The following is a 23,560-nucleotide window of genomic DNA, read 5'->3' as shown; positions in this document are numbered from 1 at the left end:
CGCCGAGACAGTATAAATCAGGCGATAAAATCGCTGGCGGATAGAGAAGCGACGTTCTTCAGGAGAATGCTGTCCCCAGAATTGAACTGAACAAGCGCTCCAGCGGCTCCATAGCTGATGGAAAGATCGCTGTAGTGGAGGCCGGTTCCCGAGATATCGATATGGTCGTGATTGCCGTTTGCCTGGCCGAAGTCGTAGATGGTGTCATGGCCAAAGCCCTTGCCTGAATAGACAAAAGTATCATCGCCACGTCCCCCGAACAGGTGATCGTCACCGGCACCACCGGTAATCGTATCATTGCCCCCGCCAGCAAGCGGCGATCCATCTTTCATGTCGCCGTAGAGCCAGTCATTGCCAGCTCCGCCATCGATCACATCACTCCCACCTGCCCCGATGATAATATCGTGGCCTGCGCCGCCAGCAAAACTGTTGTTCTGGGCATTTCCGATTGCAACGTCATCTCCGGCACCAAGATCAATCGGGCGAGTAATCCGGTCTATGACCGTATTGGAGAAATCAAGATAGTCCGCATCGGCAGAGCCCATGATACGAATACCAGCCTTACCGCCGCCGGAGATAACCTCAATACCTGTGAAGGAATGCAGGCCGATAGTGGCGTTGTTCTTGTCCGCGAGAATGGTGTCGCGCCCTGCACCGCCGTCGATAGTATCGAAACCGTTGCTCTGAAGGCTAAACGTGATTGTGTCGTCACCGCCGCCCGTGTTGATGATGTCGTCACCGCGCCCGCCTTGAACACGGTCAGCGCCATCCGATGTCACGATCAAATCATTGCCATCACCGCCATCGATCGTCCAATTGTCGGCCGAAGTGAAAATCATACGGTCGTTGGCACCGGTACCGATCACGCTCTGGTTCTCGACGACGTTCGTCAACTCCAGCACAAAGGTGGCGGTCGTCGACGCACCATGAGCATTGGATGCAACGACAGACACCGAGAAAGAGTGTGCCTTTTCGTAATCGAGACCAGCCGAATTCGCCACGAATATTTCGCCGGTAAGGGAATTGATTCTGAACATGCCGCCAGCGTCATCAGAAAGCTTGAAAGAGCTTGCCCCGTCGGAAGTGACCTTGGCAACTGATGTGCCAGCCGCAGTGTTTTCGAGGATAGCATTCTTTGCTGCATGAAGTTCCGCTGGCTTGGCCAGCATTTGCTCCACGCTTCCGATCAGCGATGCGGTCTTGCCCATGATGACTGGATTTGTGAGCTTCGAGTTGCCGGTTGCCGACTGGTTGCTTTCGACGCCGCCGATGGCGAGTGACGCACCGTTTTCAGCAAGATCGAACAGAAAACCGAGACCGTCATCATCCAGGAATTGAGAGTTTGTGATATCTGCATGCGCACCGGCAGCAAGCCAGACATTGGCGGGTTTGGTGCTGCTACCGCCGTGATAAGTGGGGTTCAACCCGACAATGCCGTCGGCCACTGTATCTGTTGCCCAGATGCGGAAGTTTCTGCTGTTACCGTCGGCAACGGCACCGATCAATTGCGTTGACGTCGATTTGATATCGTAGCCTGCGTCGGTATTGTTGTACGCCCGTGTATTTTCAAAGACGACGTTATAGACTCCGCGCTCTGTGGCAAATCCATCGCCATTATAGTAGCTGCTCGTTGTGTCGGTGATGTTGCCAATCTCGGTATTGCGCACAACGATGTCATGTGCAGTTCCATCGATGTGGACGCCGATTGCGAAACTTGCTCCGTCGATATGCTGGCTGTCACCTTTGACATTGTCGATCACGACATTCTGGCTGTCATACTGCAGACGGACAACACCCTTGGCGAAGCCATCAACCTCGACATTGCGAATGGTAAGCCCGTCCACGGACGCAGCGACATTCTTGCCTGTGGCCAGGTTTTCAACATATCGGCTCACATTCTCTGCAGAAGAGTCCTGGATCGTAATGTTTTCCAGATTTCCGCCCAGGCGGAATGCGGTTGCTACATTTTTGAAATTGACATTGTCGAAGACGAGGTTGTTGGAACCTTCGTTGAGCCGAAATATCTCGATGCCCTGTTGGGCAGTCGGAGAATAGACTTCAGCCCGATTGCTGACGAAAGTCGCGTCCATTTCCTGACCGGTCGATGACATCCCGACGATGGTTATGGGCTTACCCTCGTCACCACCGCTGTAAATATTGATCGATTTCGCAATGTTATAGTCACCCTGGTCAGCGATCAGCACAACCCGGTCGCCGCCGGATGCCTGCGTAACCACAGTATTAATGCTGTTGATCGATGCCGCGTTCTCAATGCTGCTTCCGCTTTTGTCACCGCAACCTGTCGGAGAAATATAGAAATCGGTCATTGGGGCTTCCTTCTGGATCTGGGCCAAATATCCCATGAACATCCAAATGAATTCCTCCCAATATATTTCGAATTTTACCATGTCTCTAAAAAACACGGGGTACGGTGCAATGACAGTCAAGGTTTACTTGCGTTATTTGCTTAACGAATTATTAATGGAATGCTCATTCACCGCAGTGCAAGATAAACCGGACCGTCGAGGATTTCTGACCATGGCTTCATTTTATGTTTCCCCGACTGGAGCGGGACTTATGGATGGGTCTAGCATCGAAAACGCGGGCAGCCTTTATGATATCCCTGCATTTGTAGCAGCGGCAGGCCCAGGCGGCGAAGTGCGCATGATTGCTGACCAGGGCGACTACAAGCTCGACTCGACCCCGATTGTGATCACAAACGGCGGCGAGGACGGTCAACCCGTATGGATTCACGGCGTTGACAGCAACGGCAACGCGATGGAAGCCAATATAGTCGGCACACGGTCCGACCCTTACGATCCCGCTGGCTTTGCAGGCGAACAAGGCTTTCGCCTGATTGCTGGCGCCGATAACCTAACATTTTCCGACCTGGGCTTTACCAATATCGGCTATGGCGCGATCCGCGTTGGCGACGATATTAAGAACCTGACAATCGAACATATCACCGCGACCAATGTGCAGCGGTTCTTTGAAAACAATGTTTCCGGCGACGCAACATCTGCGACGATTTCCGGACTGACCATCCGCGATGTAGATATTAATGGGTTCTCTAAAGCGGCTATCAAGCTTCAATACGATACGCATGACGTGGTGATTGAGGATGTAAAGGCCGACAGCCAATTCCAGGACGGCGACAATTTTGCGGTCGGCGTTCACATTGATGGAACCGCGCACGATATCATTGTCCGTCGCGTCGAAGTTTCAAACACGCTTGATACCATCAACACCTATTGGAATGGAGACGGGTTCGCGACGGAACGGGGCGTCTACAACGTTCATTTCATTGACACCGTTTCGGCAAACAATTCGGATGGCGGATATGATATCAAGTCGCAATCCACCACGCTGACCAGAACGATATCGGAAGGCAATGGCCGCAATTACCGCCTCTGGGCAACTGATACCGTGCTCGAGGATGTGGTCAGTCTCGACCCTAACCTTCAGGGCGGAGCAAGCAACCAGAACCATTTCTGGCTGGCCAAGGGCGCAAAGGCGACGATTAACAGCGCCCATATTTCAGATACCGATCCGGCGACCATAGTATTCAACCTGACTGAGAAAAACGCCGCCTTGACGGTAACGGACCTGACTTCCTCGGTCAGTTCAACCAGTTCATGGCTGCGAAAAGGGTCCGGTTCGGTCCTGACCGTGAACGGCCAGGACAGTGGCATCAATGCTGCGGCACTGTCTGACCCCTATATCTATTCAGGTTCTACGAAAGACGTTTACCTCTACAGCAACGCCGGTAATGCGATCCTGGTCGGCGGCCATGGGGAAGACGTCCTGCGCGGCTCCGATGGCAATGACCTTCTTGAGGGAGGGCAAGGCGACGACCTTCTGATCGGTGGGGCCGGAAACGATGTTCTGGACGGTGGCGCCGGCGCAGATGTGCTGATCGGAGGCAAGGGTTTCGATTTGGCAAGCTACGCTTCGGCCAATTCCGGCGTTACGGTCGATCTGGCCGGTGGAGCCCCCGGCGGTGCCGCGGCGGGCGACTTTCTCGTCGATATAGAAGGACTTGTCGGCTCCAGTTACGATGACCAACTCTTTGGATCGGACGACACGAATTACTTGATCGGCGGCGCGGGCAATGACGTCCTCGAAGGCCGTGGTAGTGATGACACCTTGAGCGGTGGCGAGGGTGCCGATGTTCTGAACGGCGGCGAAGGAATCGACACCGCAGATTATACGGGGAGCGCGGCTCCGGTCACTGTAAACCTTGAACAAGGGACCGGCAGCGGTGGCGATGCGGAAGGCGATTTGCTGAGCGGCATAGAAATCGTCGTCGGCTCTGGTGGCAATGATACGCTCATTGGCGGCAACGCTAACGAAACCTTTATTGGCGGCGCAGGCGCAGATTCCATCGAAGGCGGAGGTGGCTTGGATTATGCCGACTACACCTCCAGCCAGTCCGCCGTAACTGTAAATCTGGAAACCAATGTCAATCTTTGTGGAGACGCCGAGGGGGACATTCTCACAGGCATCGGAAATCTGCGCGGTTCGAACTTTGCTGACAATTTGACAGGTGACGACAGTGCCAACCGTCTGGAAGGTGGCTTGGGCGGGGATATTTTAGACGGCGGCAACGGTGACGACATCCTTGTCGGCGGAGAAGGCGCAGACAGCCTGAATGGCGGCGAAGGCCTTGATACCTCCGACTATTCGTCAAGCAACGCGGCGGTCGTCATCAATCTCGCGCTGGGAACCGGTCAGGGTGGCGACGCACAGGGTGACGTGCTTTCGCAGATAGAGCGCGTCATCGGCACTGCACTGGATGATGTCCTGATCGGTGATGCTGCCGACAATGCCCTGGAAGGCGGACGCGGCAACGATCTGCTGTCGGGAGGTATTGGCGCAGATAATCTCATAGGCGGTGAAGGCATTGATACGGTAGATTATTCGACGGCAGAGGCTGGCATTACAATCGATGGCATACTTGGCGCAGGCACAGCGGGAGAGGCTGCTGGCGACATATTGCAGGGCATCGAAATTGTTTCCGGTTCAAATTATGATGACACGGTCCGGCTTGGCGGCAGCATTATCGAAGCTCGTGGCGGCGCAGGCAACGATACGTTGATTGGTAGTAGCAGCGATGAAACTTTCAGCGGTGGCGCGGGGGCTGACGTTCTTGAAGGAGCAGAAGGTCTCGACACCGCCTCCTACGCAGACAGCGCTTCGGGCGTCACGGTCAACCTGCTTCTGGGTGTAGGTTCCGGTGGCGATGCCGAAGGCGATACGTTAAGCGGCATTGAGCGGGTTATTGGTTCGGCGTTTTCAGATAACTTGACCGGTGATGACGAAGCCAACATATTTGTCGGCAGCGCAGGGGCAGATATTCTTGATGGCGGCAATCAGATCGATACCGTGGATTACGGCGCCAGTGCGGCCGCTATAACGGTGGACCTCGCTCTCGGCACAGGTCTCGGAGGGGATGCAGAGGGCGATCAACTCATCAGCATCGAGAAAATTATCGGTACGCGTTATGACGATAGCCTGACTGGCGATGATGGCGACAACATCTTCGCAGGAGGCGCCGGCGCTGACAGGCTGGATGGCGGGGCCGGAAATGACACCGCAGACTATCGCAGCAGCAGTCTGGCCATTACCGTCAATCTGGCAAGCGGCGTCGCGACAGGCGGCGATGCGACGGGCGATGTGTTCAGTTCGATAGAAAATGTGATTGGCACCGCCTTCAACGATGTCATTACCGGCAACGGTGCGGATAACCGCCTGGAGGGCGGCGATGGCAACGACACGCTAGATGGCGGTGCAGGCGCGGACCTGCTGATCGGTGGTCTGGGCAATGATACCTATATCATCGATTCCTATGATGATGTCGTTGCAGAGCAAATCGGCGGTGGAACCGACCTCATCTCAACCTCGCTCGAAAGCTATACGCTTGGTGCCAATGTGGAAGGTATTTCCTATACCGGCACACAAGCCTTTGTCGGGTACGGGAATAGCGACAAGAATACGTTTTCCGGCGGCAGCGGCTCGGAAACTTTCTACGGTTACGACGGGGCTGACAAGTTCAACGGTTCTTTGGGAGCTGACACCTATTACGGTGGCGAAGGTAACGACTACGTCGATTACTCTAAGGCCGCGACAGCAATTACCGTTAACCTGACCACGAACATCAATCTCGGCGATACGGCCGCAGGAGATCTGCTCTACAGCATTGAAAACATGGGTGCCAGCAACTACGCCGACATGCTGACCGGCAACGAGTTTGCGAATACCATTTATGGACGGGGTGGAGCGGATACCATTTACGGCATGGATGGCAACGATGTGCTGGACGGCGGTGCCGGCGCAGATACGCTGGTCGGCGGCACTGGCGATGATACATATATCATCGATGATGCAGGCGATGTTGTAAATGAGTTGGCGGATGAAGGCACCGACTCTGTCAAGACAAACCTTGATAACTACAGCCTGACAAGCAATGTCGAAAACCTTACCCATACCAGCACCAGAACCTTTACCGGCACCGGTAATAGTCTCGATAATATCATAACCGGCGGCGCTGCCGCTGATCACCTGATGGGTATGGATGGAAATGATCGCCTGATCGGTGGTGGTGGGGCCGACATTCTTGACGGCGGACAGGGAATCGACACCGTCGATTATTCTGACAGTCTCTACGGGATTTCCGTCAATCTGGCTGGCGGCAAGGGCGTCGGCGGCGATGCGCAAGGCGATGAATTGATTGCCATCGAGAATATCGTTGGCACCAGATATGCGGACAGAATCATCGGAAACGCTTCCGATAATGCTGTGTACGGTGGCGGTGGAGACGACGTTATCACTGGCGGCGGCGGCAATGACTTTGCTGACGGTGGAAGCGGCAACGATACCTTCGTTCTGGGTGGAGCCTTTTCAGATTACGGCTTTGCCATTGTCGATGGGCAATTGCACATAAATGATGTCCGTCAGGATTCGCCTGACGGAGCCGACATTATTGTAGGGTTCGAAACGGTCCGCTTCGCTGATGGTGATCTTACCGTGGCAAATGTTGTGGGCGGATTGGAACTGCCACCGACCGATGTTCAGCTGTTTCCCACAGTCATCGCGGAGAACAGCGTCAACGGCACACTCGTTGGAACTGCGCTTGGACAAGATCCAAATCCAAACGATATCCTCTCCTATAGTCTGAGCGACGATGCTGGTGGACGCTTTTCAATCGATCCGACAACTGGTGCCTTGACGGTCAAGGACAGCACGCTTCTCGATTACGAGACCTCGCCGAGCCACGCGATCATCATCAGAGCTACAGACCCGGCGGGCCAATTTGTGGAACGCACCATTACCGTTGAGGTCAGCAACATCAACGAGGCCCCAAGCTCGGCTTCCCTCGTTAGCGGCCATGTGGCGGAAAATTCCGAAATTGGAACCGTGGCCGGTGTCATCGTTGCCGCGGACCCGGATGCCGGTGATACCTTGTCGTACACCATGGTTGACGATGCTGGCGGACGCTTCGCGATAGACGCGGCAACGGGCCTCATCACTGTGGCGGGCGTTCATCAACTTGATTATGAAACATCCGCGTCGCACGACATTGTTGTCAGGATAACCGATACCGCCGGCAGTTTCATCGACAAGGTCTTCTCGATAGGCGTCGATGACGTTGTCGAGGCTCCAAGTGCAGTTGGTTTCATTGGCGGTAGTATCGCAGAAAACTCAGCTGCGGGTACCGTGGTAGCCACCCTCTCCGGCTATGGAGCGACCGGCTATGAAATGATCGACCCTAGCGGGTGGTTCACTCTTAATAGCGCAACCGGCGTCATCAGCGTGGCAGCAGGGGCAGTGCTGGATTTCGAGGCCCAGCAAAGCTACACGCTCTCAGTTGTGGCATCGAACGATCAGGGGCGCTCCGCACCGTTAGAGCTGGTCGTCAACCTAAGCAACGTTGTCGAAAACCAGAACCTTGTCGGCAGTGCTTTCAATGACGTTGTCCAGGTGCCCTCCTCCGATCACTGGATGATTGATGGCGGCGACGGGGACGATACGATCACCACGCTTGGGGGAAATGACAAGATCAGTGGTGGCAGAGGTCAGGACATCATCAACACGGGCGGTGGCGACGACTTTATCTACTACACGTTCCAGAACAACGGTTTCGACCGCGTGGACGGGGGCGAGGGTTTCGACACGATTATGAGCAATATGAACAATGCCACGATCGGCCTGACCTCTATTTCCAACATCGAGCGGATTTCGAGCGGCGGCAAAGCTGGCATACAGATCAAGGGGTCGGCCGATGCAGATTACCTCGACTTCTCATCGGTCTCTTTCGACAGGATCACACGCGCGATCGATGCTGGTGCTGGAAACGATACAGTGATTGGAAATGGTCAGGACAACGGCATCATCGGTGGCGATGGAAATGACGTCATTTCCGGCAAGGGCGGGCTTGATACACTCACCGGCGGCAAGGGAGCCGACGTCTTTGTATACAACTCTGTTAGTGACAGCAGCGCTGCAACGGGCATCGATCTGATTACCGACTTTGAGAAAGGTGTGGACAAGATAGATCTCCGGGATATCAACACATCGTTGCATCAGGCGGGGGAGAGCCTGACATTTATAAACAACGCTGCATTTTCCGGCCATCAGGGCGAAGTGTCGGTCCAAGCCAAATCAGGCTATTTCGAAGTTAGTGCCGATGTAAACGGCGACAGAACTGCGGATCTGATAATCAATGTGACATCGCTTAACGCACCCGGCCACGATGACTTCCTGTTCTCGTAAATCGTGGGGTTACCAAAGTTCTTCATGCCTTAACAACGTGAGGTGTATAAGTTGGAAGCTCAACTTCTACTCCTCACGATGATTTCAGCCGAAATCTGCAAAAAATTGCCGCCATACCTTACCCAAACATAACCGATTTTCCGGAAATCTCATGTCACGAACATTGTTTAGTGCCGTCAAAAGGCGGTTGAGCGGCTTGCTGGGCAATGACGCCCACGGGATGCAAAAAGGGTTTATTGTACTTTTATTGGGTGCGACATCTGCCAAACTCATCACTATCCTTGTGATGCCCATTCTGACACGCATGTACACGCCAGAAGATTTCGGTCTCTACGCAATCTTCAACACCGTCGTGAACTTTCTTTATCCCTTCGTGACCCTGAGATACGTCTTGGCCATCCCGCTGCCCAGGCGCGAAAGATCAGCATTTCTGCTTCTGGCGCTTTGTCTCGCAATGACGCTGCTATCTGCGCCAATCATTTCTGTGGGACTATTGATCTTTGGTGAACATCTGGGGAATGCGCTCGGGGCGCCGCAGATCGGCACATACTGGTGGATTCTGGTACTCGGAACCACTGGAGCCGGTCTTTATGAAGTCGCCCTTCAGTGGGCCATCCGCGGTCGCAGGTTCAAGAATATCGCAGGCTCTCAGTTCAATCAAAGCATCTCGGGCGCAGTCATCAAGATAGCATTGGGTTGGTGGCACCCTGCTGCATTGAACTTGCTTATCGGTGGCGTGGCAGAACGCACCATGGGAATTCTGTCCTTACTGCGCGGAATGAGCAAGATGGATATCCCATCTTTGTTTACCCGTGCGAGCCTCGGACGTTTGTTCTTCTTTTTCCGCTATTACCGGGAAATGCCAACATTTCGCTTGCCTGCCCAGATTCTGGCGGGGCTCGCTACGCAAATCCCAATTTTGATGATCGCCTATGCGTATGGCTCGGAAACAGTTGGACAGCTAAGCCTTGCATTCTCGATTCTTTTTGCGACCGTAAATCTCATAGGACAGACAACGAGCAAGGCCTTTATCGGTATCCTTTCCAAAATCGGCAGGCACCGTCCAAAGGAAATTCTCTCGCTGTTGATCAGCACGTGCAAGAAATCCGCAATCATATCTGCCGGTCCCGTTCTTGTGCTTCTCATTGGCGGCAGGCCGCTTTTCGAGTTTGCTTTCGGAGGACAGTGGTCTCAGGCCGGCACCTTCGCTCAATATCTGGCACCACTCCTTTTCGCGCAGTTGCTCGTATCTCCTACCGCCTCCGTCATTTCAGTGCTCAACAAAAACAAATATAACCTGCGTATAAGCTTTGAGCGCTGCTGTCTCTCAGTCATCCCATTTGTCTTTGCCCTCTACTATGCTATGGACCCAAAATACGTCATTGCGTTTTATAGTCTTCTCCTTGTTGTCCATTACGGTACAATCTTGTTGACGACGGTGACGATGTTGAAGAAGGAGATTACACGCCATGCTCTTGACGGTTGATACGAAAGTGAGACGTGAATCTTCCAACGTTTCCGGTGTTGCTTTATTGCAGAGCGTGTGCGTTTGCGGTTTTATTAACTGCGGCAAAGGATTTTCAGCTTGAAGGATATCGCAGTCGTCATTCCGCTATTCAACAAGGGACCTCATATCGCGGAAACCTTGGAGAGCGTGCTGCAACAGACACTAGCCCCTAGGGAAATCATCGTGATCGATGATGGGTCTTCAGATGAAGGGCCTTCGATTGTCGAAAGCTTTGTAGCGCGGGATAATCGTATCCGGTTGCTGCACCGTTCACCTCCCGGGCCAGGCGGATATGCAGCGCGCAACTTCGGCATCGAGGCATCAACCGCCGACTGGATCGCTTTTCTTGATGCGGACGACGTATGGCATAACGATCATTTGCAAACTCTCTCGGCTGCCATTGTGGCGGCGGGGCCAGATGTTGGCTGTGGCTTTTCAGGGGTCAAGATAGTAGAGGGCGGCAAGCAGCGCAGCTATGCCGGTACTCTTGCGCCGATCCCTGTTGGGAAGGCACTCGCACTCCATGACATATTGCAGCCTTGGCTCCAGACGGGTCTCTGCCCCATATGGACGGGCGCATCGGCATTCCGCCGCTCTGTATTGATCGAGGCTGGCTTGTTTCCTGCTGGCAAGGCACGACGCGGCGGTGACAAGGATATGTGGTTGCGTGCGACTGCACGCGCAAAAACTGCATTCAGCGGCAAGGAAACTGCAGAGTTCCGTCAGGATACGGTAAACCGCGTAACGCGTACGACACGGCATGGGGCTGTGCCTATCGTAGTTACGAGTGCGCTGGAACTGATCAAGGATACCCAGGATCCTTCGCTGAAGCTGCTAAAGCGGCTTATAAATCTTGAGCTTATGCAGTATGCGCGTTACTCGGCGGGTGCCAAGTCGCACGTCAACCCGCGATTTTTCAAGGCTTATCGGTACGACGGTGGATTGAAACCCTTCGTCAAAATGCTGACATTTGCAACTATAGGGGCCACGCGCGAAGTGATGTCGCGGATTGTCAACAGAACAAATGCCCGTCCCTAATCTGAAATCGACAAGCTCATATCTTGTTGGCACTAAATTAAAACTTGCAATGATAGGCGACAATTGCTGCATTGCAGAAACAATGACCCGTATGGTTTTAAGAGGCAGAGACCCGCTATGAAGATTACGATGATTGGTGCAGGCTACGTTGGCCTGGTGTCCGGTGTTTGCTTTGCAGATTTTGGACATGACGTCATTTGTTTGGATCGAGACGAAAGTAAGGTTGAAGCCTTACGGAACGGCAAGATTCCGATTTTTGAACCGGGCCTGGAGCAACTGGTTGCGGAAAACGTGGCAGCAGGACGACTGAGTTTCTCTACGGATCTGGCAGCAAGTGTCAGCGGAGCAGACGTGGTTTTCATCGCAGTGGGCACTCCTTCACGCCGCGGTGACGGTCATGCAGACCTTTCCTACGTTTATGCTGCAGCACGTGATATCGCGCAGAACGTAAACGGCTTTACCGTCATTGTAACCAAGTCGACAGTTCCGGTCGGGACCGGCGACGAAGTAGAACGTATCGTAAGGGAAGCTAATCCCAATGCGGATGTTGCGGTGGTTTCAAACCCAGAGTTTCTGCGCGAGGGCGCCGCGATCGAAGATTTCAAACGCCCAGACCGAATTGTGGTCGGCATGAATGACGAACGAGCGCGTCCGGTCATGACGGAAGTCTATCGTCCGCTTTATCTCAACCAGTCTCCGCTGCTGTTTACAACTCGCCGCACATCCGAGTTGATCAAGTATGCTGGCAACGCCTTCCTGGCTATGAAGATCACGTTCATCAACGAGATGGCCGATCTGTGCGAAAAGGTCGGCGCGAACGTTCAGGAAGTTGCGCGTGGTATTGGTATAGACGGCCGCATCGGCTCCAAGTTCCTCAATGCTGGACCTGGCTATGGCGGTTCCTGCTTTCCGAAGGACACTCTGGCGCTGGTCAAGACGGCTCAGGACAACGACAGCCCGGTACGTCTGATCGAGACCACGGTCGCAATCAATGACAACCGTAAACGAGCCATGGGTCGTAAAATCATCGCCGCAGCCGGCGGTGATGTACGTGACAAGACCATTGCTATCCTCGGGCTAACATTTAAGCCGAATACGGACGATATGCGCGATAGTCCCGCCATTACCATCATACAGACGCTGACAGATGCCGGTGCCAAGGTTGTTGGTTATGATCCCGAAGGTATGGAAAACGCGCGTAGCATGATGAACGACATCTCCTATGCATCGAGCCCCTATGCCGCTGCGGAAGGCGCGGATGCGCTGGTCATCGTGACAGAGTGGAACCAGTTCCGTGCGCTGGATTTTGATCGCCTCAAGACAATAATGAACCAACCCGTGCTTGTGGATCTGCGCAATATCTATCGTAGCGATGAGGTCACCAAACATGGCTTCACCTACAGCAGTATCGGTCGCCCTGAATAGGGATTAGCGGCGTGAATGGCGAATGCGAAAGGCAGTAACATGAGATATCTGATAACTGGAACGGCCGGATTTATCGGTTTTAATGTTGCAAAGCGGTTGCTGGATGAAGGTCATTTTGTGACCGGACTCGATGGGATGACGCCGTATTACGACGTCAGGCTCAAAGAGGCCCGCCATTCGATACTTGCGCGCTCTAACGGTTTCCGACCCGTTATCGGGATGCTGGAAAGCAAGGAGACACTTGCTGAAGCCGCGGACGCTGGGGAGCCAGATGTCATCATTCATCTGGCTGCTCAGGCTGGCGTTCGATATAGCCTGGAAAACCCAAAGGCATACGTCGACAGTAATTTAATAGGTTCCTGGAACATACTTGAGCTGGCGAAGACGGTTGGCGCCAAGCATCTTTTGATGGCATCAACGTCCTCTATTTATGGCGCCAACGAGCAGATTCCGTTTGCGGAAACCGATCGCGCAGATGAGCCCATGACGCTTTATGCTGCCACCAAAAAGTCGATGGAAGTCATGGGGCATAGCTATGCGCACCTTTATAAAATTCCTACGACGTGTTTCCGGTTCTTCACTGTTTATGGACCGTGGGGGCGGCCGGATATGGCCCTGTTCAAGTTTGTCGATGCCATCGAGAACGGCAGGCCAATCGATATCTATGGTGAAGGCCAGATGAGCCGGGACTTTACGTATATCGATGACCTCGTAGAAGCAATCGTCAGGCTGGCCAATATCCCGCCCTCCCCTGAAAACCGCGTCGCAGGAGACACGCTTTCGGCTCAAGGACCGTTCCGGATCGTGAATATCGGCGGCGGACAGCCGGTCGCCTTGCTTGATTTTGTCGACACGATCGAGGAGGCGTTGGGCAAGAAAGCCATTCGAAACATGTTGCCAATGCAGCAGGGCGACGTTCCTCGAACTTTTGCTGCAACAGAGTTGCTACAGTCACTTACCGGCTTCGTACCGCAAATCGATGTAAAAACCGGTGTTGGTAGATTTGTGGATTGGTACAAATCTTACTTTAACTAGTTTCGCGGCCGCCATGTCGATTGATGTGGGTCCAGTGAAGAGATTTATCTTCCGGAATCCGTGCAAATAGTTTTTAACAACCTCGCCCTTGCTTAAATCGCTGCAGTTGAATTGACAGAGCAGAGGCGGTGAGGAGTAGGTATGTTGAAAGATCGTCCGTCGACAGGTTCGTACGCGCCGCTAGAGCCGCTATCTTTGCAGCGAACTAAAGACGTCGAATCCGCGGGGACGCAGCAATCGAAAGACCTTCTATTCCGGGTTATGGAGGTCGGTTACTGGCTAATCATCTGTTTTTCACTCGTGACTTATGGCGCAGTGGATACCACTGCGGTCGCTGCAGTCACCATTTTTGCCTTTCTGTACCTTCCAGTTGTTGTCATCGGCAATCGAGGCATCCCGGAGCATATCCGTGGTCTGTTCTTTCTCGCGTGCCTTACCCTCGCTGCTGGCGTCGCATGGGCTCATTTCCAAGCTTTGCCCAGCTACAGCTCAGCCTTCGCAGACCTGGTATGGGATCAAACCGGTGGGCTTTTAGCCGACGATATTCAGCACACAGTAAGCCTCACTCCCGGTGACGCACCAACGGGCATAGTGAAACTTGCGCTTCCTTTTGCTGTATTCATTCTGACTTTGTTGCTCTTCAACAATGATGACCGCGCGAGCCATGGATTGAGAATGCTGGCGTTCGGTGGCGGAGCGCTGGCTATATTTGCAGTCCTACAATTCACCATAGCGCCGAGGTCGCTACTGTTCGGACAGAAGACCTTTTATCTCGACAGTTTAACGGCACCGTTCGTGAACCGAAATACCGCAGCAACATTCTACGGAGTCCTACTGCTCATTCTCACAGCTTTGCTACTAAAATGCTGGCGCTCACTTGACCTCAGCCGCGGTCGGTTGCTGGCGACAATTTTCGACCTTCAGCACAGCTTTATCGTGCGGCGAACATGGCTAATCGCATTTCTGACATTCGTGGTGTTCACAGCCTTGCTTCTGACACGATCACGAGCCGGGGTTGGCGCTACCGCAATTGCAGTATCGTTCTTTCTTGTGATTTCAGCGCTGGTTGATACCCGTAAAAGAAAAACTCCGGAAACCAAAGCTCCATTGAACACCTGGATGAAACGCTCGTTGGTAGCCGCTTTGATGCTTCTGATCGTCGGCGCTGTCTTCGGCACGTTTTCAGGGCAAGCAGTATTGCGCGCCAAGGAGAGTGGTCTCACCGACTCACGCTTTTGTATATTGCCTGGAATTATGAAGATGTTGTCTGAAAGCTGGCCAATGGGAGCCGGATTAACGAGCTTTCGAGATGTGTTTCCCGCCTATCGCGATCCGGCCTGCGGCTTGGGTGGCGTTTTTGACCGCGCGCACAACGTTTATCTGGAGGCCATAGTGGGTTTCGGCGCGATGGGGTTGGCAATGATCGTCACTACGATTACCGCTCTTGCATCAGTATTCATACATGGTATTCGCAAACGTCGCAGATTCCGCTTCGCTGGCATTCTGGGGCTTTCAGTTCTGCTTCTGGTGATGCTGCACAGCGCCCTAGACTTCTCATTACAGATACCTGGATTTGCGGTCTGGTTTGCATCAACATCCGGCATCCTGGCAGCTTTGTCCTCCCTGCCCCCGAATAAGATGCGGCACCGATAAAGCGACCGCGGCTCTGTATCAACGGAGGACTAAAAAGGCCAAGGGGCGGCTCAATAGCGGCCCTCTAGAGCCCGCATGAATCCGGTGGATGGTGCAGCCCGGGTGGGCTGTCATGCGCGGTACGGTTTTTAAAGGCTTTCAGCTAGCTTGACGTGCCCAGTTGTATTCACAAACACAAGGGTTGATCCAGATGGAAAGGACCGCAATATCTAATAGATCCACAAGATTCTAATTAGAGCCCCGAGATTTGAACGGCTGGGCTGATGGAACCGTCACTCAGTAGGCCGCATTCCGCTGCGATGGTGAGACGTGCCATGTCTGCCTCATAGCGTGCGTTATTCACCGCTAGTTGCGCATCCGCAATATCGGAAATAGCACGAATTTCGTCGAAAACGCTCCGCTCACCCAGTTCTCTCTCTGTTTTCACGCCGACCGATCTCATTCGCGCACCATTCTCTTGCTTTTGCGCAAGCGCAAGTATCGCACGAGCGGTCTCGAGACGCTGCATGGAAGCGGCAAGTGTGGTTCCGACATCTTGTAATATAGCGTGCTTATCGAACGTAGCCGCCTCAATTTCCTTTTCGCGGCTGCGAAGGGACGCCTCTCGTGCACCTCCGGTGTAGAGAGGCATCGAAAAGTTCAAGGTTGCACTGGCATCCGTGGAATTGTCCGATTGGCCGTAGTTCTCACGATCCAAACCCGCAGAAATTCGAAGGCCGAGGCGCGGCTTATAAGCTGCATCGGCCTGACTGAGTCGAGCATATGCCGCCTCTATCTCGGCTTGCCTTGCAGCAATACGAGGATTATTCGCGGCCGCAAGCGATTGCAACTCCGCTACCGCTTTTGGGAAACGGGACTCCAGTTTCGCCAACATCATGCTGGCTTCAATCGAAGCCGGGGCGCGTAGCCTTGCCAGAGTCCGTTCCGCCTCAAGCCGCTGCAAGCTGGATTGGCGTTGGTTCAGTTCGATCTGAAGTAATTGCCTGTCAACATCCGTAATATCCACGCGCGTTGCGGATCCTTCAGTCTGCTCCGAAGCAACCGCACGGCGCAATTGGGCTAAAGCCTTGCCGTGCTGCGTCAGAATAGCCTTGGTGCGATCCTGGCGACGCAGTTCGAGGTCAGACGATAATATGGCTACCGAAACTGAGAGAAATGTAGTCGCGGTCGTTGCGCTGGACGCGCGATAGTTGGAGTAAGCCAGCGCTAATGCGGCGGTGTCCCTGCCACCTTGATAAATCGGGATATCCATAACAAGCGCCGTACTCTGCTCGTTTCCGCTCAGATTGCGTGTCCCGTTTTGTAATGGCGTCAGTTTGTAATTTGCTTCCAGAGAAACGGTCGGACGTGACATCGCTCGCGCTGAATCAATTTCACTGCTTGCCGCTCCCTGACGCGCAAGCGATGCTCGGACTTCGGCGGTCTGCCCGGCCGATTGAGAAAGAGGGCCAAGGTTCGCCCGATCTCGATTTTGAGCTGGAACGGCGCTAGCGCACGTCCTGTCTGGAGCCGGGCACGACGCCTGTGAGGCCGTCTGAGAGCAGCCGGTCATCAGCATCAGTGCCAGCAGCAGAACAGGCGCCAGGGTCAACCCCAAGTGTCGCATCGATAACCTCCGGATGGTTACCGAATATTAAACAATATTGCTTAATGAATTCTTAAGAAAGAAGATAGGCATAGTCATCAACTGGCCTCCTCATAGTAACTTGAATAACGGGAAGCGTAGTATTCCGTATCCCCGTGTAAGCTGTAAAGACGCATTTTTTTCTGGTCGACCTTGCTCAAAATAACGCCTGCACATTTACGAGAGATCTGTTCTTCGGTTTGAAATGCATTCCTTACAGCACGTCGCGCTGTTCTGCCCCATTCCACGACATAGACAAAGCTGTCGATTGTGGATGAGAGCGCTCTGGCATCCACCACCGCCCCAACAGGCGGAAGATCGAGCACGATATATTCATATTTACTAAGAAGATTGGCAAAGACACCGCGCATTGCTGGCGAAACCAGAAGTTCGGCAGAAAATGGAAGTCGCTCGCGCAGGACCGTTGGCATAAACTTCATGCCGCTCAGGGGATCTGTCATCAACGCATCTTCCATAGATACCTCGCCCAGAAGCACTTCAACCAAACCGGCCTTGGCGTGTGGAGCGATCATCCGCGTTGCTCCCGGGCTCCGAAGGTCTGCATCTATCAACACACACTGATGACCCTGGCTCGCCAGAAGACGTGCGAAGTTGACGGCAACAGTGGACTTACCTTCATCTGGCAATGTGGAAGCAATGCCTACTATGCGGTTTGCATTTGGGCTCGTGCTGAAGTCGACGGCAATTTTTGCGCTTCTCAGTGTCTCCGCAAACGAGGACAATGGGTTGCTGAGCGAATATCGAGAGGTCAGGCTTCCTGCACGAACGCTTCGTTCCGTTGCTTGTTCGGAAACCACAGGCAGAGCTGTATTATCGCGATCATCAACCAACGGCAGCATGCCGAGAAACTCTTTGCCCAAGTCCTCTCTGATGCCATCGCCTGTCCGGTAAAAGCGTTCTTGAAATTCACGTAATGCGCCGATTGCGCCGCCAAGGATGCCGCCGAGAAGGAGGCCTCCGACAATGCTCAGCATCAATTTCGGAGAAGAAGGAATCAACGGAGGGGCAGCGCGCGAAATAATGCGAGCGCCGGTCGCTGAAAAGGACTGCTGCTGGATAGCTTGCTGGTAACGCTGCAGGAATGATTGGTAGAGGTTGCGATATGTCTCCGCTTCGCGCTGCAGTTCACGCAGCTTGACCTGACTTTGATCTGCAACAGCGCTTTGCGAGCTTGATGTTGCTAGACTGGCCAGTAGGCTTCGTACGCGTCCGTCCGCCACCTGCGCTTCGTTGTTATAACTTTGCGCGATACGACCGAGTTCACCAAAAAGAAGGGCCTTGTACTCCGCCATGTTTCGGCGGTGTCGAACTGCCTGCTCATGGTTTGGCCCAAGTCGAGCCGAAATTTCCGCCTCGCTTTTTGCAGACAGCAAATATTGTTCGCGGAGATTATTAGCGATCGGGCTGTCCAGAACCTCCTTGACCACGGCATCGACGTCGTTTGCTTCGATGTTTTTCGTGATCTCCTCGTAACGTGCCCGCGCTGTGGCAGCTTGGGACTGCGCAGTGCCCAAAGCACTGTTTATCTGTGCTAGGTTCTGGTCAGTGACGAGACCATTGCCCGTGCTGAGCAAGCCATTCGATGCCCGGAAGCGCTCAACCGCGAGATCAGATTGTAGGGCCTTTTGCTCCAATTCGGCTATGCGTTCCTGCAGCCACTTGCTTGCACGGCGGGTCGCCTCATATTTTGAGTTGAGCGAATCCCTGAGATAGGCTTCTGCTATACCCGTCGCAATTTTCGCGGAAAGTTCGGGCGAGGGCGACGTGTAGGAAATATTGATGATGTATGTCTGCCCAACGCGCTCTACATCCATGCCTGCCTGCAGCCGAGAAAGCGCGGAATCCCGAAGCTGGTCCGCATCCGGCGAGCCTTCGGTCTCATCCGAGCCAAAAATGCCCGCTAACCCGCTTTTCAGCACGTCGATGATCGAACGGTCTTCAGCCATGAATTCGGCATTATCGACGAGTTTCAGCCGATCAACCACCTCGTAGCCAACCGCTTGTGAGCGAAAGACTTCGATCTGGCTAAGAACGGTCGTTTCATCATCAGAACTGCCCCCAAGGTCGGTGAGTTGCTGGAGAACCAGACTCCGTCCCTTGTCGATCATGACACTGGAAGTGGCCGTGAACATGGGGACGGCCGTAATCGCATAGATGCCTGAAACAACCATCATCAAAGCGGCGACCGCCGCGACAATGACCCGCTGTCTCATTACGGCCTTGAACAACCGTTCGAGATCGATCACCCCGTCACCCTCGACATCTGTATTGTCGTTGAAAGCAGGCCTTTGCTGAAACGTCGGCATTTCATTCACCACGGTCGCCCTCAATGGTTAGGCTCTCGAAATCCAAATGGCTTTCTCAAGAGTATCTTTTTAATCATTCAGAATAAGTAACCAGACCAGAGCTACAGTATTCTCGCTTCTCCATTACGATCAGCATCGAGTCCTGATAACAAGATTCCTGTCACGTGTCTCAATTATGATTTATCGAAGATGCCTCTGCGCTGATTTTTTTACTACCGGAAAGCCCTTCGAAAGCTTTGCACGAAGGGCTCGGCCAAATACTCAAAAAATGTCCTTTGATGAGTGGCCAAAAACACTTCACTTGGCATGCCTGGCACGATTTCAGGAATCTTGGCCCGTTCCCCATCATCCACTGCCAACCGTATTGTATAGTAAGGCGGCAAATCGGCACGATCCTGACGTACATCGGCACCGACAAAGGTAATATGCGCAGAGATCTGATCGTAAAGATGCCGGTTGAATGCAGAAATCACGACACGTGCGTTCTGGCGAAGATAAACATCGTCAACATCTGAAGGATCAAGCTTGGCCTCAATGAGCAAGGGCTGGTCCACTGGCACGATTTCGAAGAGCGGACTGAATGGCTCAACCGCACTTCCGATTGTATTGACATGCAATTTGTTGACCACGCCCGTAACTGGCGAACGAATTTCGATACGAGCAGTCGCATCCAGTTTGCCCTTGAGGCCTTCGCTGATTTCCAGATAGTCGGAGCGGGTTTTTGACATTTCATCGCTGATCTTCTGGTAGAAAACCGAGCGCTCTGCTGCAATGCGGTTATCAGTTTCACTGATCTGGTGATTGATCGCCTCAATTGCCGCTTCTGTCTTAGAGACATTACCGGACAATGCATCGGACTGGCGCTCAATTTCACGCAGCAGGCTTTCACGGCCAAGGCCGTTACGAATGGCTTGTTGCCTGAGAGCAATGTCCGTTGCCATGCTTTCCCGCTGCTTACGAAGGGAGTCAAGCTCACCTGACAAGCCAGTTAGCTGACCCGTCAACGCCCGCCGCTGCGACTGGAAAATCTCCAGCATATCGTTTAACTGCGTCCGTCTCGTCGTGAATTCCCGTGTCTGGTCCTCCAGCAACTGCTCAACTTCTACCGGATTGATTGCAGGCTCAGCCTCCATCAAGGACTTGATATCCAGATCAAGACTCTGCTCCTGACGCATTTCGGCATCCAGTCGAGCCTGTTTCAGACGCAAACCAACCTTTCGCGTTTCAAGCTCCTTTACCGCAGCCTCATCTTCTGCACGCGAGAGGACTGCTATAACGTCGCCCTGCTTGACTTGCTCTCCCTCTCGAACGGACAGACTGGCCAGAACACCGCCGCGCTCGTGCCTTACAACCCGGACATTACCATCCGTAATAATAGAGCCCCGGGCTATGATTGCACCAGAGAGTGGAACGGTGAACGCCCATGCAGCAAAGCCGCCAAGAAAAACTGCCGTCATCAACGCGCCAATCAACATTGTACCATTGATGGACGTTACACGGTGCCGGATTTTAATGAGATCTCTTTGGTCCATGTTACGTTCCTGCTTGCGCTCCGCCACTTGGGGTGGCGGAAACCGTTAGCATCTGACCACGCGCAATGACTGGTGAGTTTGCGAGGCGGACCTTGCCCTTTTCCATCAGGTAAACCGTGTTGGCTATGGCAAGCAGGCTTGAGCGATGTGTGACCGCGATGATCGTACGACCAGCTGCCCTTTCGCTTACCAGAACCTGAATCAGGGCGTCTTCACCCGCGCTGTCCAGATTTGAATTCGGCTCATCCAGCACCAGTACTGCGGGTTGGGTATGTAAAGCGCGAGCCAGTGCAATGCGCTGAGCCTGGCCACCAGAAAGCCTGACGCCGCGCAGCCCAATGCGGGTGTTGTAACCCTGGGGAAGAGTGGAAATGAATTCATGGGCGTGAGCGCGGCGCGCAGCCTCTACAATAGAACTATCGCTGGCTGCCAAATCAAAGCGAGCTATGTTTTGCGCTACGCTTCCTTCGAATAACGTGGTCTGCTGGGCCATGTATCCAAATGCTTGCCCTCGAGCTTTGGTAGGCCATTCAGAAAGCCGGAATCCGTCCAACCTTATTTCACCACCAGTTGGAAGGCCTGCGCCGCACAGCAACCGCAAAAGTGTCGATTTTCCTGAGCCGGAAGGGCCGACGATCACGCTGATCTGACCTGGAGCGAAATCAATGGAAACATCGTTCACAATGAGCGGGGCGTCGGACCCTGCTCCGAGCTCGAGTTTGACATTGCGCGCCGAGACATGCCCGGCCGGTGAAGGCAAATCGACTCGAGCATCTGTCGTCGCGCCAACCTGATTAATGACCGTATCAATGTCGCGCTTGGCCTTGCGAGCTTCCGAAATAACCTTCGACGCCCCTACAAGTTGCTCGATTGGCATAAGGGCGCGTGCTGAGACGATGGAAGATGCAAAAATAAGACCTGGTGACATATTACCGCGGATAACTAGCCAAGCGCCAAAACCAAGTGTGGCCATCTGTAGTGTTTGGCGAATAAAGCGAGACAAGCCATAAAATCGAGCCTGCACCGCGCCTGCACGGTCTGTAGCATCTGCGGCGTAAAGCGCGCTGCCCATCCAGCGGGTTACCATTGCTGGCCCCATTCCCATGGCCCTCAAATCTTCATGCGCACCAAGCGCTTCCTCAGCGTATCGTGCCGCAATGGATTGCTGCGCCGATGCTGCAGCCGACGCCCGACGGGAAAGCCACTCGTTCATCAGAGTGACCAATGCAAGCAGAACCATGCCTCCAGCCGTGAGAGCGCCCAGGAGCGGGTGGACGAGAAACATCAAGAGCAGAAACAATGGAGCAAATGGCAAGTCATAGAGATTGATGTAGGCGCTTGAAGACACGAAGCGCTTGACCGCTCCAACTTTGCTTGCCAGTTGCGGATCAATAGCGGAGACCCAACTATCTGAACCGCTGATTAGATATGGCAGGACAGTCAACTCGTAGCGTGCAGCAAGCTTCCGGGCCAGGGTCTGCCGAACAGTTTCGATAAGACCGAAAAGACCAAGCGCTGCACCGGCCATAATACTCAGATAAATCAGCGTTTCCACACTGTGTGTCGGTAGAATCCGGTCGTAGACCTGGGTCATGTAAAGCGGCATGACGAGCAGAAGCACATTGGTCAGAACAGTGAAAACGGCTAGAGCAGAGGCTGGACCAAGCAGATCCATTTTCACAGGTTTCTTATTCATATCCAGGTATCTTTACCGTTATAAGACCTCGGACGTATGAAGCTTATGCTCTACGCATTCAATGATATAATTGATTTATCATTAACGCTACTCGGATCACAGAAAAACCTGACGCCCAAGTCGAGTAATTCCAATTATCGATCTGTATTTATCATAAGAGACACACGTTCTGGCCGTCGATTTTAAGGATGGTCAGATTGCCGGTTGAGTAAGCTTGGGTATCGATCCCAATTCGACTTTGTGACATGAATGGCGCTGGGCTGGGAGTGTGGCCATGAATGACTGTCAATGGCAGCCCAGAACCCGCAGATAGGAATGGCTCCCGAATCCACATCAGGTCTTCGTCACTCTGATCTCCAAGTGCGATGCCGGGACGAATGCCTGCATGTACAAAAAGGTACCGCCCGATTTTCAGGCTCACAGGCAGATTCCGCAAAAAGTTAATGTGCTCATCGGGCACAGCGTCCCGCAAAAGCCTACCAATGATCAGGGGCATGTGCTGCCGACGCTGGCGCATATGATCGATATCTATGCCGTAGGACAGCAGGGTTTCCTTGCCGCCAAAGCGAAGCCATTCCTCAATGGTTTCCGGATGCTCTATCGCATAAAGGAACGCCTGATCATGGTTGCCGCAAAGTGCAATACGCCGAAACGGCTTAACGTCTGGCGATGAGAGATGGGAAATTACTGCCGAAGACTTTCTTCCTCGGTCAACGTAGTCACCAAGCGTAACAACCAACCCCTTACGGCCAGTATTTCTGATATCGTTGATGATCTTTTCTTCACCCGCCTCAAGCAAATCCATGCAGCCATGAATATCACCTATGGCGTAGATGGGGTAAGCAGGATCGCTATCTCCGAGATCAAGGCGCCGACGCGCGGGTGCGGCGAACGAATTAGGATTCGATCTTCGGAAAAAACTCCAGAACTTCTTAATCATGGATGACCGCT

The 23,560-nt window shown here is 53.4% G+C and carries 12 protein-coding genes; 6 read left to right on the top strand and 6 right to left on the bottom strand.

What is annotated here, in order from left to right:
• Positions 1-17: 17 nt before the first annotated feature.
• The gene (locus RQI55_RS16805; RefSeq protein WP_162196053.1) at positions 18-2,327 is read right to left on the bottom strand and encodes a cadherin domain-containing protein; all 2,310 of its coding nucleotides are present in this window, start codon (positions 2,325-2,327) and stop codon (positions 18-20) included.
• Between the two features lie 211 nt (positions 2,328-2,538).
• Between RQI55_RS16805 and RQI55_RS16800 the strand changes: the two genes are divergently transcribed.
• The 6 genes from RQI55_RS16800 (at position 2,539) to RQI55_RS16775 (ending at position 15,430) form a co-directional block, all read left to right on the top strand.
• Positions 2,539-8,772: a cadherin domain-containing protein gene (locus RQI55_RS16800; RefSeq protein ID WP_311273159.1), complete on the top strand. Its 6,234-nt coding sequence runs from the start codon at positions 2,539-2,541 to the stop codon at positions 8,770-8,772.
• Between the two features lie 151 nt (positions 8,773-8,923).
• Positions 8,924-10,258: an oligosaccharide flippase family protein gene (locus tag RQI55_RS16795; RefSeq protein WP_311273160.1), complete on the top strand. Its 1,335-nt coding sequence runs from the start codon at positions 8,924-8,926 to the stop codon at positions 10,256-10,258.
• 99 nt (positions 10,259-10,357) lie between these two features.
• On the top strand, positions 10,358-11,317 hold the full coding sequence (locus RQI55_RS16790) for a glycosyltransferase family A protein (RefSeq protein WP_052496951.1): 960 nt from the start codon (positions 10,358-10,360) through the stop codon (positions 11,315-11,317).
• Positions 11,318-11,434: 117 nt separating this feature from the next.
• Positions 11,435-12,742: a UDP-glucose/GDP-mannose dehydrogenase family protein gene (locus tag RQI55_RS16785; protein WP_042619901.1), complete on the top strand. Its 1,308-nt coding sequence runs from the start codon at positions 11,435-11,437 to the stop codon at positions 12,740-12,742.
• 39 nt (positions 12,743-12,781) lie between these two features.
• Entirely contained in the window at positions 12,782-13,777 is a 996-nt protein-coding gene (locus RQI55_RS16780; protein ID WP_042619902.1) for an NAD-dependent epimerase, read from the top strand.
• A 141-nt stretch (positions 13,778-13,918) separates the two neighbouring features.
• Positions 13,919-15,430 carry an O-antigen ligase gene (locus RQI55_RS16775; RefSeq protein WP_243258231.1) on the top strand — a complete coding sequence of 504 codons (1,512 nt, stop codon included), beginning with the start codon at positions 13,919-13,921 and terminating at the stop codon, positions 15,428-15,430.
• 232 nt (positions 15,431-15,662) lie between these two features.
• On the opposite strand, the gene RQI55_RS16770 is transcribed toward RQI55_RS16775, so the two are convergent.
• The 5 genes from RQI55_RS16770 to RQI55_RS16750 form a co-directional block, all read right to left on the bottom strand.
• On the bottom strand, positions 15,663-17,036 hold the full coding sequence (locus RQI55_RS16770; protein WP_243258232.1) for a TolC family protein: 1,374 nt from the start codon (positions 17,034-17,036) through the stop codon (positions 15,663-15,665).
• 77 nt (positions 17,037-17,113) lie between these two features.
• Positions 17,114-19,381, bottom strand: coding sequence for a polysaccharide biosynthesis tyrosine autokinase (locus tag RQI55_RS16765; RefSeq protein ID WP_311273161.1), 2,268 nt, complete (start codon positions 19,379-19,381; stop codon positions 17,114-17,116).
• Positions 19,382-19,593: 212 nt separating this feature from the next.
• Entirely contained in the window at positions 19,594-20,913 is a 1,320-nt protein-coding gene (locus tag RQI55_RS16760) for an HlyD family type I secretion periplasmic adaptor subunit (protein WP_311273162.1), read from the bottom strand.
• Between the two features lies 1 nt (position 20,914).
• Positions 20,915-22,609, bottom strand: coding sequence for a type I secretion system permease/ATPase (locus RQI55_RS16755; RefSeq protein ID WP_243258234.1), 1,695 nt, complete (start codon positions 22,607-22,609; stop codon positions 20,915-20,917).
• A gap of 151 nt (positions 22,610-22,760) precedes the next feature.
• Entirely contained in the window at positions 22,761-23,549 is a 789-nt protein-coding gene (locus tag RQI55_RS16750) for a metallophosphoesterase (RefSeq protein ID WP_311273163.1), read from the bottom strand.
• Positions 23,550-23,560: the final 11 nt, after the last annotated feature.

The sequence above is a fragment of the Rhizobium sp. WCS2018Hpa-16 genome (assembly GCF_031843705.1).
GTDB lineage: Bacteria > Pseudomonadota > Alphaproteobacteria > Rhizobiales > Rhizobiaceae > Agrobacterium > Agrobacterium tumefaciens_C.
The sequence above is the reverse complement of the archived record's forward strand: the minus strand, read 5'-3'. Positions and strand labels throughout refer to the sequence as shown.